Below are 12,227 nucleotides of genomic sequence, written 5' to 3'. Positions count from 1 at the left end.
CGGACGCGCCCCCTCCCTGATCCGGAGGGGGCGCGTCCGCTCGGCAGTGCACAGCGCGGCGATGCGCAGCGCTTCAGTGCACGCCGAGTCCGAGGCGCTCGACCACCTCGTCGGCCTCCTCCTCCGGCGCGCGGTCCGCGGCGACGGTGACGTGCGCCTCGTCCGCCCCCGGCAGCTCGAGCGTCGCGAGCTGCGAGGCGAGCAACGAGGTCGGCATGAAGTGCCCCGAGCGCGCCGCCATCCGGTCCGCGATGAGCGCCCTGTCCCCGGCCACGTGCACGAACACGACCCCCGGCGCGCGGAGCACGTCCCGGTACGACCGCTTCAGCGCCGAGCACGTCACGACACCGGGCGTGCCGGCGTCGAGGTGGTCCCGGATCCACGCCGCGACGACGTCGAGCCACGGCCACCGGTCCTCGTCGGTCAGCGGCGTGCCGGCCTGCATCTTGTCGACGTTCGACCGCGGGTGCATCGCGTCCCCCTCGGCGAAGTCCCATCCGAGCCGCTCGGCGACGGCAGCGGCGACCGTGGACTTGCCGGAGCCGGACACCCCCATGACGACGAGCACGCGAGCGTCCAGCACGCGAGCGTCCAGCACGCGAGCGTCCAGCACGCGAGCGTCCAGCACGCGGGCGTCCGCTGCCCGACCGTCCCCGGTCACAGGAACACCCCGGCCAGCAGCACGCCGCCGAGCCCGAAGACCGAGATGAGGCACTCGAGCACCGTCCAGGTCTTGAACGTCTGCCCCACCGTGGTGCCGAGGTAGCCCTTCACGAGCCAGAACCCGGCGTCGTTCACGTGCGAGAGGAACACCGAGCCGGCGCCGATCGCGAGCACGAGCAGCGAGGTCATCGGCTGCGACAGGTCGCTCGCGATCGGGGCCATGATGCCGGCGGCGGTCACGGTGGCGACCGTCGCCGAACCCGTCGCGACCCGGACGAGCGCCGACACGACCCAGGCGACGAGCAGCACGGAGATGCCGGAGTCCTTCACGGCGTCGGCGATCACCCCGCCGATCCCGGTGTCGATGAGGACCTGCTTGAACCCGCCACCGGCGCCGACGATGAGCAGGACCCCGGCCACCGGCGGGAGGGCACTCTCGAGCGACTTCGACACGGCCGCGCGGTCCATGCCGCCACCGATGGCGAAGAAGACCATCGCGAAGACGGCGGCGATGCCGATCGCGATCATCGGCGTCCCGAGGAAGTCGAGCACGCTCACCCACGACCCGGCGGCGTCGGGCGCCACGGCCTCGCGGATCGCCTGCGCGAGCATGAGCACCACCGGCAGCAGGATGCCGACGAGGGCCGTGGTGAACGACGGGCTGCGCGGCTCACTGATGACGCGGGTGAAGTCGCTCTTGCCGTTCGGCAGGGAAGCAGTGTCCTGCGTGGCGGGGCCGCGCCGTGCCTCCCGTCCGGCCGAGGCGGGGTCGTCGTGTCCGCCGGCCGATCCGCGCGAGCCGAACATGTCGGGCGCCGGGATGTCGACCCAGCGCGCGGCGAAGCGCGCGAAGACCGGGCCGGCGAGCACGATGACCGGGATCGCGAGCACGATGCCGAACGCGAGGGTGGTCCCGAGGTTCGCGCCGACCGTGGAGATCGCGACGAGCGGACCGGGGTGCGGCGGCACGAAGGCGTGCATGGTCGACAGGCCGACCAGGGCGGGCACCGCGATCTTCATGATCGGCACCTCGCTGCGCTTCGCCACGAGCACGATGATCGGGATGAGGAGCACCAGGCCGACCTCGAAGAACATCGGGAGCCCGATCAGCGCGCCGATGAGCGCCATCGTCCACGGCAGCGCGGCCTTCGACGAGCGGCGGACGAGGGTGTCCACCACGCGGTCGGCCGCACCGGAGTCGACGAGGAGCTTGCCGAACATCGAGCCCAGGCCGACGAGGATGCCGACGCTCGTCATCGTCGCGCCGAACCCGTTGCCGAAGCTCGTGACCGCCTTGTCCGGGGCGAGTCCCGCGCCGATGCCGACGCCGAGCGCGCCGATCGTCAACGCGATGAACGGGTGGACCTTGAGCCACGTGATGAGCGCGATGATGACGACGATGCCGATCAGTGCGGCGACGATCAGCTGCGCGACCGGCCCGGACGGGTCGACCGTCGGCGCTGCGCCCCCCTCTGCTGCGAGGACGGTCGTGTGGGCGGTGGCCGCCGTGAGCGCGTGAGGCATCTGCGCCCCTTCCTGGAGTCGCATCCGCGGGACTCCGTCGCCTTCGTGTGGTGGTCCGAGCGTTCCTCCGGACCCGCCGGCCCGACGGTGCGCCGTCGACCCGAATAATCTGATTAATCAGACTATACGATGATCTCCAGCGCGGCACCCGCCCTCCGGCGCAGTCTGCCGCTTCGATGGACCGGACGTCACGGCGCCCGCGTGACACGTACTGCACGGAGGAACGATGACGGCCCGCGGACTGCACGCCCAGGTGCTCGACACCCTCGGGCAGCGGATCGTCGACGGTGTGTTCGCGCCCGGGACGGTCGTCCGCCCCGAGGTCGTGGCCGCCGAGTTCGCCGTCTCACGGTCGGTCGTCCGCGAGGCGCTGCGCGTCCTCCAGTCGCTCGGCCTCGTGGAGCCCCGGCAGCGGATCGGCACGCAGGTGCTCGGGATCGGCTCGTGGGAGCTGCTCGCGCCCACGGTCATCCGGTGGCGCGGCGCCTCCCCCGCGTACTTCGTGCAGCAGCGTGAGCTCCTCGAGCTGCGCCTCGGCGTCGAGCCGGTCGCCGCCTCGCTCGCAGCAGCCGCCCCGGACGCGCCGGCCGTCGAGGCGGTCGCGGCGGCGGCCTCGGACATGATCGCGGCGTGCGGCCGGGAGGACAGTCGCGCCTACCTCGAAGCGGACGTCCGGTTCCACCGGGCACTCCTCGCCGCGTCCGGCAACGCCGTCTTCACGCACTTCGCCGGAACGGTCGAGGCCCTGCTGCGGACACGCACCTCGGAGTCCCGCGACACGATCACGCGGTGGACCCGGGACGCCGCGGCGCGGCACGACGCGGTCGCGCGGGCGATCGCCGGCGGTGACGCGACGGGGGCGTCGGCCGCCGCAGCGGACCTGGTGCGGGTGACGAGGGACGAGTTCATCGCGGAGGCGCGGGCGCGCTGAGCGCGAGGCGCGCGGGCGCGGGTCGGTCGCACGACGTGCCGCCGGTGGGGTGCGTCGGTCGCACGACCTGTCGCGAGCGGCGACGCGAGGCGACCCGTTCTGCGACCGGCGCGGGTCGCGTCTGCACGTGGTGACCCAGGGGCGGACGGGAGGCTCGGTGCCGGCCCGTCACGTGCCTCCGGTCCGTCGACCGCTCACCGGATCGCCGCACCCGCTCCGGTCACGCCCACGTCGGTCGCACGACGTGCCGCGTGCAGTGCGCCGCGGTCGCACGACGTGCCGCGCGCGCCGGCAACGAGCGACGTGTTCTGCGACCGAGCCGCATCCCCGCACCGGCCCAGCGCGCACTCAGCGCGCGGCGCGCCCCCGGGCGAACAGGCGCGGACCGCGCAGCCGGAGGCGCATCGTCACCGTGCCGAGCCACCGGTCGTACTTGTAGCCGACCTTCCCCATGCGTCCGACCTCCTCGAAGCCGAGTCGCTCGTGCAGGCGGATCGACGCCTCGGCCTGACGGTCGGCGATGACGGCGACGACCTCGCGGACGCCCGCGGCACGGCACTCCTCGATCAGCGCCTCCATCAGCGCCCGACCGAGGCCCTTGCCACCCGCCGCCGCCCCGAGGTAGATCGAGTCCTCGACCACGTGGTTCGAGCGGTCGCGGGGGTTCCACGGGTCGACGAGGGCGTAGCCGAGCACCTGGCCCGAGGGGTTCTCGGCGACGAGGAACGGCAGCCCCCGCCGACGGATCTCGTCGTACCGCTGCTTCCACTTCGCGAACGTGAACGCCGACGGGTCGAACGTCACGGACGAGTTCCGGACGTAGTGCGTGTGGATCTCGCGGACGTCGGGGAGGTCCCGCGGCTCGGCGGCGCGGATCGTGTAGGCGAACGCGGCCTCCTGCGGGACCGGGGCGCGCAGGTGTCGCGGCAGGACCCGCCGTCGCTGGTATTCCTCCTCGAGCACGGGTCGAGCCTACGGGGCAGGCACGAGACCTGTCGCTCAGCTCGAGACCCGCGCGGTGTGGTCAGGCGGGCAGCGACCAGTCCACCGGGTCCGCGCCCTGGGCGACGAGCAGCTCGTTCACCTGCGAGAACGGACGGCGGCCGAAGAACCCGCGGCGGGCGCTCAGCGGCGAGGGGTGCGCCGACGCGACGACGGGCGTGTCCCCGAGCAGGGGTCGCACGGTCGCGGCCTGGGCACCCCAGAGCACGGCGACGAGCGGTCGGTCGCGGGCGACGAGTGCACGGACGGCCTGGTCGGTGACGGCCTCCCAGCCCTTCCCCCGGTGGCTCCCGGCGTCGCCCGCGCGGACCGTGAGCACCCGGTTGAGCAGCAGGACGCCGCGCGACGACCACGCCCGGAGGTCGCCGTGCGCCGGGGGCTCGACGCCGAGGTCGTCGCGCAGCTCGGCGTAGATGTTCGCCAGACTGCGCGGCACCGGCCGGACCCCGGGGTCGACGGCGAACGACAGGCCGATCGGGTGCCCGGGGGTCGGGTAGGGGTCCTGCCCGAGCACGAGCACCCGGACGTCGTCGAACGGGTCGCGGAACGCGCGCAGCACATCGGGTCCGGCCGGGAGGTACGGGCGTCCGTCGGCGACCTCGGCGCGGAGCCAGTCACCCATCCGGTGGACGTCGTCCTCGACGGGTGCGAGCGCAGCCGCCCAGCCGGGATCGACGAGTTCGGCGAGGGGCTTCGGCTCCACGACCGCTACGCGCCCATGGTGGCGACGGACACGGACTCGTCGCCCGCGATCACCCGCCAGACGCTGCCGGTCCCCCGGACCTCGAGCGCGCCTTCACCGACGACGAGGGTGGTGTCCTCGTCGATCGCGAGACCGGCCGTGACGAACTCGGCCTCGGCGGCGGCGACGAGCCGGGCGAGCGTGCCGGCCTGCACCGCGTGCACGTCGACGGTGAGGTCGACGAGGCCGAGCCCCTCGCGGAGTTCGACCTCGTCGAGCCCCTCGGAGGCCTCCTCCGGGCAGATCTCGACGCCGCCGATGCGCCAGCCGCCGACGAGGGCGCGGTCGGCGGCGATCATCGCCCCCGCCGAGTACCCGAGGTAGGGCAACCCGTCGCTGACGAGCAGGCGGAGCTGGTCGACGATCGGGGCGACCGCGGTCAGGTAGTCGGGTGTGACGCCACCGGCGACGACGAGGGCGTCCACGTCGCTGAGGACGGTCGTGTCGAAGGCCGCACCGGCCGCGACCTCGGTCACGATCGTCTCGGCCTGCCGCGCGCCCGCGAGGGTCTCGGCGATGTCCGCGGTGCTCGACAGGGACGACCCGTCGGTGCGCGCGACCGAGAGGACGGCGATGCGCGGGACGGTCCGGCCGACGGCGGCTGCACGCGCCGTGGCCTCGGCGGTGAACGAGGCGGCGACGTCGGCCGCGGCGAGGAGTCCCCCGCCGACGAGGTGGATGCTCACGACTCGGCCGTCACGGGGGCGAGGGCGCTCCACGGGAACGTGATCCAGCCGTCGACCCGTCGCCAGACGTGGTCGGGCTCGAGGACGGTGCCGGGCTTCGAGTACAGGCAGGCACTGCGGACCTCGGCACCGGCGTTCGCGATGATGTCGACCACGAGGCGCAGCGTACGGCCGGAGTCGGAGACGTCGTCCACGACGAGCACCTTCTTGCCGGCGAGGGCCGGGGCGTCGAGGGCAGGGGCGAGGATGACGGGCTCCTCGAGGCGCTGCTCGACGTCGGTGTAGAACTCGACGTTGATCGAGCCGCACTCCTTGGTGCCGAGCGCGTACGCCACGGCACCGGCGATGATCAGCCCGCCGCGGGCGACCGCCACGACGACCTCGGGCTCGAACCCGGACGACAGCACGTCCTTGGCGAGCAGGCGCGCAGCGTCGCCGAACTCCAGCCAGCCGAGCACCTCGGGCCCGCTCGTGACGGTCACGGTCGACGGAGCCTGGGCCACCGGCTCGGATTCGCTGCTGATCGGCATCCGACCACGGTACCGGCAGGGACCCCGCGCCCGCGACCCGCGATCCGCACCCGGGCGCGTGCACGCTCGCGCGGCAGCGCTCGTACAGCAGCGCGGCGGCGCACGCCCAGCAGCGCGGAAGCGCGCGCAGCAGCGCACGCACAGCAGCGGCAGCAGCGGCCGCGCCCGGTCCGCCGCGTCAGTCGCGCGGCGTCAACGGCCCCCGTGCCAGCTTGTGCTGCGCCGACTGCGCCACCGGCCGGACGGTCACGAGGTCGAGGTTCACGTGCGCCGGCAGTTCGACCGCGTGCACGATGGCCTCCGCGACGTCCTCGGCCACGAGGGGCTCCGGCACGTCGCTGTACACCGCTGCCGCCTTCGCCGCGTCACCCCGGAACCGGGTCAGCGCGAACTCGTCGGTCTTCACCAGTCCGGGGGCGATCTCGACGACCCGGATCGGCTCCCCGTTGAGCTCGAGCCGGAGGGCTCCGACCAGCGCGTGCTCGGCGAACTTCGCGGCGTTGTACCCGCCGCCGTTCTCGTACGCCACGTGCCCGGCCGTCGACGTCACCGTGACGATGTCGGCGTGCCCCGCGGCGAGCGCCGTCCGTCGGAGCAGCGGCAGCAGTGCGGCGGTCACCTGCTTGGTCCCGATGACGTTCACCTCGAACATCGCGCGCCAGTCCTCGACGTCGGACTCCTCGACCGACGCCGAGCCGAGGGCCCCGCCGGCGTTGTTCACGAGCACGTCGACCCCGCCGGTCTCGGCGACCCGTGCGGCGAGCGCCGCCACGTCCGACGGGTCGGTGACGTCCACCACGAGGTACGTCGCTCCGGTCTGCTCGGCGAGCGCCTGCAGCTTCGCCTCTCGTCGGGCGACGGCGAGCACGTCCCACCCGCGGGAGCGGAGGAGCCGGACGGTCGCAGCGCCGATGCCCGAGCTGGCTCCGGTGACGACTGCGCGACGAGATGCCATGGGTGTTCCTCCGAACGCCTGGGTGTGGGAGACGGGTGTGGGAGACCACCGTACCGATCACGACGCCGTGCCAGCCGGTAGCGTGGCGGGCCATGACGAGAGAAGCGGCTCCGGTAGCCCCTGCCGGCCTCGAGCCGGGGCGGGCGAAGCAGCGCATCCCGATGTGGGACACCGCGCGCTTCCTCGCGGTCACGCTCGTCGTCATCGGGCACGCGATCCAGCGGCAGACGAGCGACAGCGAGCACGCACTGGCGCTCTACACGTTCATCTACGCGTTCCACATGCCGGCGTTCGGCGTGATCAGCGGGTACTTCTCGTCGGCGGCGACCCCGACGGCGGACCGGATGAAGCGGACGATCACGGACATCGTGGTGCCGTACATCATCATGCAGACGATCTGGACCGTGGTGCAGGCGATCGTCGAGGGCGGCAAGCAGTTCAACCCGACGCAGCCGACGTGGACGCTCTGGTTCCTGCTGGCCCTCGGGATCTTCCGGCTGATCCTGCCGTACCTCGCACAGCTGCGGTGGCCGCTGTTCTGGGCGGTGGTGTTCAGCATCGGAGTGGGGTACTTCGACAACGTGGACTCGACGCTGTCGCTGAGCCGCGCGATCAGCCTCCTGCCGTTCTTCCTCGTCGGGTGGCAGGTGAAGCAGTGGGGGCTCTTCGACCGCTGGTACGACGCACCGCGTCGGAGCGTGGTGCGCGTGCGGATCCTCGCGGCGGCGGTGTTCGCGGCGTGGGCGGTGTCGTGTGCGATCTGGATCCCGCAGTTCAAGGAGTTCGACCTCCACCACTGGTTCTTCTACGACGACTCGTACTCCGGGCTCGGTGAGGACGCCTGGTGGGCGGGCGCGGTCCGGCTGGGCCTGATGCTGCTCGCCGCGGTGCTGACGGCGTCGTTCCTGCTCCTGGTGCCCCGACGGACGGTCTGGATCACGCGGTTCGGCGCGGCGACGATGTACGTCTACCTGCTCCACACGTTCGTCCTCTACCCGATCCGGGAGTCCGGCGTCCTCGCCGGGGAGCACTCGGCCTGGCCGTACGTGCTCCTCATGGTCGTGGTCGCCTGCGCGGTGAGCCTCTTCCTGGCGCAGCCGTTCGTGCGCAGCGCGATGCGCTGGCTGCTCGAACCCAGGGTCGGGTGGCTGTTCCGGAAGGACGAGGTGCGCTAGGCGCACAGCGTCGGCCGGGAGGCACGGGTCGCTCCGCGCCACGTCCGTTACGTCGCGTGGCGGGCGCGCTGGTGCGGACCCGCCCACCTGCGTACCGTGACGTGCGACGCAGCGCTGCCGGAGGGCCTCCAGGCCGGTGCGCCGCACATCCCGAGAACCGCACCCGACAGGAGCACCGATGAGCACGAACGACGCCGCCGCCTGGCGGTTCGAGACGACCCAGGTCCACGCCGGCGCCCAGCCGGACCCGACGACCGGGGCGCGTGCGACGCCGATCTACAAGACGACCTCGTACGTGTTCGAGAACTCGGACCACGCCCGCGACCTGTTCGCACTCGCGCAGCCGGGCAACATCTACTCGCGCATCATGAACCCGACGAACGACGTCGTCGAGCAGCGCATCGCCGCGCTCGAGGGCGGGACCGGGGCGCTCCTGGTGTCCTCCGGCCAGGCGGCCGAGACGTACGCGGTGCTCAACATCGCGGGTGCGGGTGACCACATCGTGTCCTCGTCGTCGATCTACGGCGGCACGTACAACCTCTTCAAGTACACGCTCGCGAAGCTCGGCATCGAGACCACCTTCGTGGAGGACCAGGACGACCCCGAGGAGTGGCGTCGCGCCGTCCGTCCGAACACGAAGCTGTTCTTCGCGGAGACGGTCGGCAACCCGAAGATCAACGTCCTGGACATCGCCACGGTGTCCGACATCGCGCACGAGGCCGGTGTCCCGCTGATCGTCGACAACACGATCGCGACGCCGTACCTCATCCGTCCGTTCGAGCACGGGGCAGACATCGTCGTGCACTCGGCGACGAAGTTCCTCGGTGGCCACGGCACCGTGATCGGCGGCGTGATCGTCGACGGCGGGCGGTTCGTCTGGTCCGACCACGCCGAGAAGTTCCCGGAGTTCAGCACCCCGGACCCGTCGTACCACGGGGCGGTGTTCTCGCAGGCGGTGGGCGACCCGCTCGCCTACATCATCAAGGCGCGGGTGCAGCTGCTCCGTGACCTCGGGGCGTCGAACTCCCCCGACACGGCGTTCGCGCTGCTGCAGGGCATCGAGACGCTCAGCCTGCGGATCGAGCGGCACGTGCAGAACGCGCAGGAGATCGCCGAGTGGCTGGACCGGCACCCGGACGTCGCGTCGGTGTCGTACGCCGGGCTGCCGACCTCGCCCTGGTACGCCGCTGCGAACAAGTACGCGCCGAAGGGCGTCGGCGCGGTGCTGTCGTTCGAGCTCAAGGGCGGCGTGGACGCGGGCAAGGCGTTCGTCGACAACCTGCGGCTGTTCTCGCACCTGGCGAACATCGGCGACGTGCGCTCGCTCGTGATCCACCCGGCGTCCACCACACACTCGCAGCTCACGCCCGAGCAGCAGCTGACGACCGGGGTCACGCCGGGCCTGGTGCGCCTGTCGGTCGGGATCGAGAACGTCGAGGACCTGCGGGCCGACCTCGAGGCCGGGCTCGCCGCGGCCCGGGCGGAGTCGGAGCGCCTCCGCGCCTGACGCCGGCCGCGCCCCCGCGCCCCCGCGCCGGACCACCCCTTCCACGGAACGCGCGCGTCCCGACGTCCCACGTGTCGATCGACACGTGGGACGTCGCTCGTCGCGCCTGCACCGGTGGCACTGCGCCGACCGGCCGCTCGGAATGCAACATGTGGGAAACTGCTGCCGGCGCCGTCCGGGACCCCAGACTGCGGGCATGCCTGCACGGAGAGAACGCTGGGTCGACGTGGTCCGCGGGTGCTGCGCGATCGCCGTCGTGCTCCACCACGCCACCGCCCTGAGCGCGGCAGACGGGTGGTCGCACGCCTGGACCGACGCCGTCGACGGGATGCTGGCGCCGCTCCGGATGCCGCTCTTGATGACGATCTCGGGCCTGGTCCTCGGCGGGGCACTCCGCCGACCGTTCGTGAGCTTCGCGGTGCGCCGGGCCCAGACCCTCGTCTGGCCCTACCTCCTGTGGTCGATGGTCGTCCTCGCGGCCACCGGCAGCTTCGTCCCGGATGCGATCGTCCGGGTCCCCACGACGGCTCCCACGTACCTGTGGTTCCTGCAGTTCCTCGCGGTCTTCGCCGTGACGGCCTGGTTCCTGCGCCGCGTGCCACGAACCGCGCTCATCGCGGTCGCGGCACTGTCCGTCGTGGTGAGCAGCTTCGTGCCCGACACGCACCGGGCCGACCGGTTCACGTACCTGCTCGGCTTCTTCCTCCTCGGCGTGGCGATCCGAGGCTGGAGACCCGCGCGGGGGCGAGCCCTCCTCGGACGGCTCGTCGGTGGAACCGCGACGGCGGTGCTGCTCGTCGCCACGACGAGCCACGCGGTGCGGTACGAGGCCGCATGGGCACCGCTCGTCGCCACCGCCGTCGTCACGCTGGTCCTGTCGGCCCGGACCGCGACCCGGACGGCGAGGCGGTCCGCGGGACGGCGCACCAGCGTGGTCGACGCGCTCGAACGACTCGGACGGAACGCGATCGTGCCCTACGTGACGCACCTCGTGAGCGTGCTCGGTTCCCTCGCGCTGATCGGTCTGGTCGACCAGCAGCGGACGTGGCCGGCCCCGATCGTGATCGCATCCGCGAGCACCTCCGCGTTGATGATCGCCGCCGCCCTCGTGAGCGTCCGTCACCGCCGCCTGGTCGCGGCCCTGTTCGAATGGCCGTCTGCAGCGCCGCGGGCGCGGGGTCGGCGAGCAGACCACGCGCCCGGCGTGACGTAACACGGCGGCGGCGACCCGCGCCTCCCGGCAGACTGGTCGGACGATGGACTGGCAGACGACCCCCGAGGACTCCGTGCCGTCCTCCCTCGTGCCCGGGACCGAGCTCGGCACCCTCGGCAAGCCGCCGGTCACGGGCGCATGGCGCCCCGGCGACCACCCCGGCAACCGACGGTTCGAGAGCCTCGGCGAGCAGTGGGTCCGCGGCGGGCGCCTCCCGAACGTCCGGGTCGCCTACGAGACCTGGGGCACGCTGTCCCCGGACCGCGACAACGCCGTGCTGGTGTTCCACGCCCTCACCGGCGACTCGCACGTCACCGGGGAGGCCGGCCCAGGACACCGCACCGCCGGCTGGTGGGGCGACGTCGTCGGACCGGGCCGGGCGATCGACACGGACCGCTGGTTCGTCGTCGTGCCCAACGTGCTCGGCAGCTGCCAGGGGACGACCGGGCCCTCCTCGGTCGCACCGGACGGGGTCGAGTGGGGGGCACGCTTCCCGTTCGTCACGGTGCGCGACCAGGTCGCCGTCCAGGTCCAGCTCGCCGACCGACTCGGGATCGAGCGGTTCGCCGGGGTCGTCGGCGGCTCGATGGGGGGCATGCACGCCCTGGAGTTCGCGATCTCCCACCCGGACCGGGTCGCGCGCCTGGCCGTCCTCGCCTCCACTGCGCAGACCACGGCCGACCAGATCGCCGCGAACTCGCTGCAGCGTGCCGCGATCCAGATGGACCCCGGGTTCGCGGACGGCGACTACCACGACGCCGCGCCCGGCGAGGGTCCGCACCGGGGGCTCGCGCTCGCCCGCCGCATGGCGCTCATGACCTACCGGGCGCCCGACGAGCTCAACGGCCGCTTCGACCGGTCCTGGCAGAGCGACGTGTCGCCGCTCGGTGACGACGGGCGGTTCTCGGTGGAGAGCTACCTCGACTTCCACGGCAACAAGTTCACCCGGCGGTTCGACGCCGGCTCGTACGTGACGCTGACCCACGCGATGGACTCGCACGACGTCGGCTCCGGCCGCGGCGGGGTGGCTGCGGCGCTCGGGCGGGTGACGGCGCGCACGCTCGTGATCGGTGTGTCGAGCGACCGGCTGTTCCCCGTCGAGGACCAGCACCGGATCGCCGCGGGCATCCCGGACACCCTCGACGGGGAGCGCGCGACCGTGGTGACGAGCGAGTTCGGACACGACGGGTTCCTCATCGAGCAGGAGGCGGTCGGGTCACACCTCCGACGACTGTTCGACTGATGCCGCCGGGCCGCAGCGGGCGCGGGCCGCGGACGCGACGGGCGCGGGCCGCGCAC

Annotated in this window: 12 protein-coding genes; 5 read left to right on the top strand and 7 right to left on the bottom strand. The window is 72.7% G+C overall.

Annotated features, from left to right (window positions below; all coding sequences use genetic code 11):
• Nucleotides 1–73: 73 nt before the first annotated feature.
• Entirely contained in the window at nucleotides 74–556 is a 483-nt protein-coding gene (locus NS184_RS12205) for a gluconokinase (RefSeq protein ID WP_058726401.1), read from the bottom strand.
• A gap of 101 nt (nucleotides 557–657) precedes the next feature.
• Nucleotides 658–2,187, bottom strand: coding sequence for a GntP family permease (locus tag NS184_RS12200; protein ID WP_242863041.1), 1,530 nt, complete (start codon nucleotides 2,185–2,187; stop codon nucleotides 658–660).
• A 226-nt stretch (nucleotides 2,188–2,413) separates the two neighbouring features.
• Here NS184_RS12200 and NS184_RS12195 point away from each other — a divergent pair, with 226 nt between their 5' ends.
• Complete coding sequence (locus NS184_RS12195) at nucleotides 2,414–3,118, top strand: FadR/GntR family transcriptional regulator (protein ID WP_058726383.1); 705 nt, start codon at nucleotides 2,414–2,416, stop codon at nucleotides 3,116–3,118.
• A 348-nt stretch (nucleotides 3,119–3,466) separates the two neighbouring features.
• Here the strand turns inward: NS184_RS12195 and NS184_RS12190 are convergent, their stop codons facing one another.
• From NS184_RS12190 to NS184_RS12170, 5 genes are all read right to left on the bottom strand, one after another.
• Nucleotides 3,467–4,081 (bottom strand): GNAT family N-acetyltransferase, encoded by a 615-nt coding sequence (locus NS184_RS12190; protein WP_058726382.1) that lies wholly within the window; start codon nucleotides 4,079–4,081, stop codon nucleotides 3,467–3,469.
• Nucleotides 4,082–4,142: 61 nt separating this feature from the next.
• The gene (locus NS184_RS12185; protein WP_058726381.1) at nucleotides 4,143–4,823 is read right to left on the bottom strand and encodes a uracil-DNA glycosylase; all 681 of its coding nucleotides are present in this window, start codon (nucleotides 4,821–4,823) and stop codon (nucleotides 4,143–4,145) included.
• Between the two features lie 5 nt (nucleotides 4,824–4,828).
• On the bottom strand, nucleotides 4,829–5,548 hold the full coding sequence (locus NS184_RS12180; protein ID WP_058726380.1) for a Type 1 glutamine amidotransferase-like domain-containing protein: 720 nt from the start codon (nucleotides 5,546–5,548) through the stop codon (nucleotides 4,829–4,831).
• Complete coding sequence (locus tag NS184_RS12175; protein ID WP_193750459.1) at nucleotides 5,545–6,078, bottom strand: phosphoribosyltransferase; 534 nt, start codon at nucleotides 6,076–6,078, stop codon at nucleotides 5,545–5,547. Before NS184_RS12175 ends, NS184_RS12180 begins: the two co-directional genes overlap by 4 nt.
• Nucleotides 6,079–6,256: 178 nt before the next feature.
• Nucleotides 6,257–7,033 carry an SDR family oxidoreductase gene (locus NS184_RS12170; protein WP_058726379.1) on the bottom strand — a complete coding sequence of 259 codons (777 nt, stop codon included), beginning with the start codon at nucleotides 7,031–7,033 and terminating at the stop codon, nucleotides 6,257–6,259.
• A gap of 92 nt (nucleotides 7,034–7,125) precedes the next feature.
• Here NS184_RS12170 and NS184_RS12165 point away from each other — a divergent pair, with 92 nt between their 5' ends.
• The 4 genes from NS184_RS12165 to metX all read left to right on the top strand — a co-directional run bounded on the left by NS184_RS12165 (nucleotide 7,126) and on the right by metX (nucleotide 12,171).
• On the top strand, nucleotides 7,126–8,208 hold the full coding sequence (locus NS184_RS12165; RefSeq protein WP_058726378.1) for an acyltransferase family protein: 1,083 nt from the start codon (nucleotides 7,126–7,128) through the stop codon (nucleotides 8,206–8,208).
• Between the two features lie 178 nt (nucleotides 8,209–8,386).
• A complete protein-coding gene (locus NS184_RS12160; RefSeq protein WP_058726377.1) occupies nucleotides 8,387–9,715 on the top strand; it encodes a bifunctional o-acetylhomoserine/o-acetylserine sulfhydrylase in 1,329 nt (442 codons plus the stop codon).
• 196 nt (nucleotides 9,716–9,911) lie between these two features.
• On the top strand, nucleotides 9,912–10,928 hold the full coding sequence (locus tag NS184_RS12155; protein ID WP_193750458.1) for an acyltransferase family protein: 1,017 nt from the start codon (nucleotides 9,912–9,914) through the stop codon (nucleotides 10,926–10,928).
• Nucleotides 10,929–10,971: 43 nt separating this feature from the next.
• Nucleotides 10,972–12,171: a homoserine O-acetyltransferase MetX gene (gene metX / locus NS184_RS12150; protein ID WP_058726375.1), complete on the top strand. Its 1,200-nt coding sequence runs from the start codon at nucleotides 10,972–10,974 to the stop codon at nucleotides 12,169–12,171.
• The last annotated feature ends 56 nt before the right edge of the window (nucleotides 12,172–12,227 follow it).

Source organism: Curtobacterium luteum (genome assembly GCF_001475545.1).
GTDB lineage: Bacteria > Actinomycetota > Actinomycetes > Actinomycetales > Microbacteriaceae > Curtobacterium > Curtobacterium luteum_A.
Note: the sequence above shows the minus strand (reverse complement) of the source record. Positions and strands in the feature narration are given on the sequence as shown.

What these genes read in the sequence shown, in the direction of transcription:
- NS184_RS12205 (WP_058726401.1), bottom strand. Translation starts at nt 556, where the DNA reads ATGGGGGTGTCCGGCTCCGGCAAGTCCACGGTCGCCGCTGCCGTCGCC.
- NS184_RS12200 (WP_242863041.1), bottom strand. Translation starts at nt 2,187, where the DNA reads ATGCCTCACGCGCTCACGGCGGCCACCGCCCACACGACCGTCCTCGCA.
- NS184_RS12195 (WP_058726383.1), top strand. Translation starts at nt 2,414, where the DNA reads ATGACGGCCCGCGGACTGCACGCCCAGGTGCTCGACACCCTCGGGCAG.
- NS184_RS12175 (WP_193750459.1), bottom strand. Translation starts at nt 6,078, where the DNA reads ATGCCGATCAGCAGCGAATCCGAGCCGGTGGCCCAGGCTCCGTCGACC.
- NS184_RS12170 (WP_058726379.1), bottom strand. Translation starts at nt 7,033, where the DNA reads ATGGCATCTCGTCGCGCAGTCGTCACCGGAGCCAGCTCGGGCATCGGC.
- NS184_RS12165 (WP_058726378.1), top strand. Translation starts at nt 7,126, where the DNA reads ATGACGAGAGAAGCGGCTCCGGTAGCCCCTGCCGGCCTCGAGCCGGGG.
- NS184_RS12160 (WP_058726377.1), top strand. Translation starts at nt 8,387, where the DNA reads ATGAGCACGAACGACGCCGCCGCCTGGCGGTTCGAGACGACCCAGGTC.
- NS184_RS12155 (WP_193750458.1), top strand. Translation starts at nt 9,912, where the DNA reads ATGCCTGCACGGAGAGAACGCTGGGTCGACGTGGTCCGCGGGTGCTGC.
- metX (WP_058726375.1), top strand. Translation starts at nt 10,972, where the DNA reads ATGGACTGGCAGACGACCCCCGAGGACTCCGTGCCGTCCTCCCTCGTG.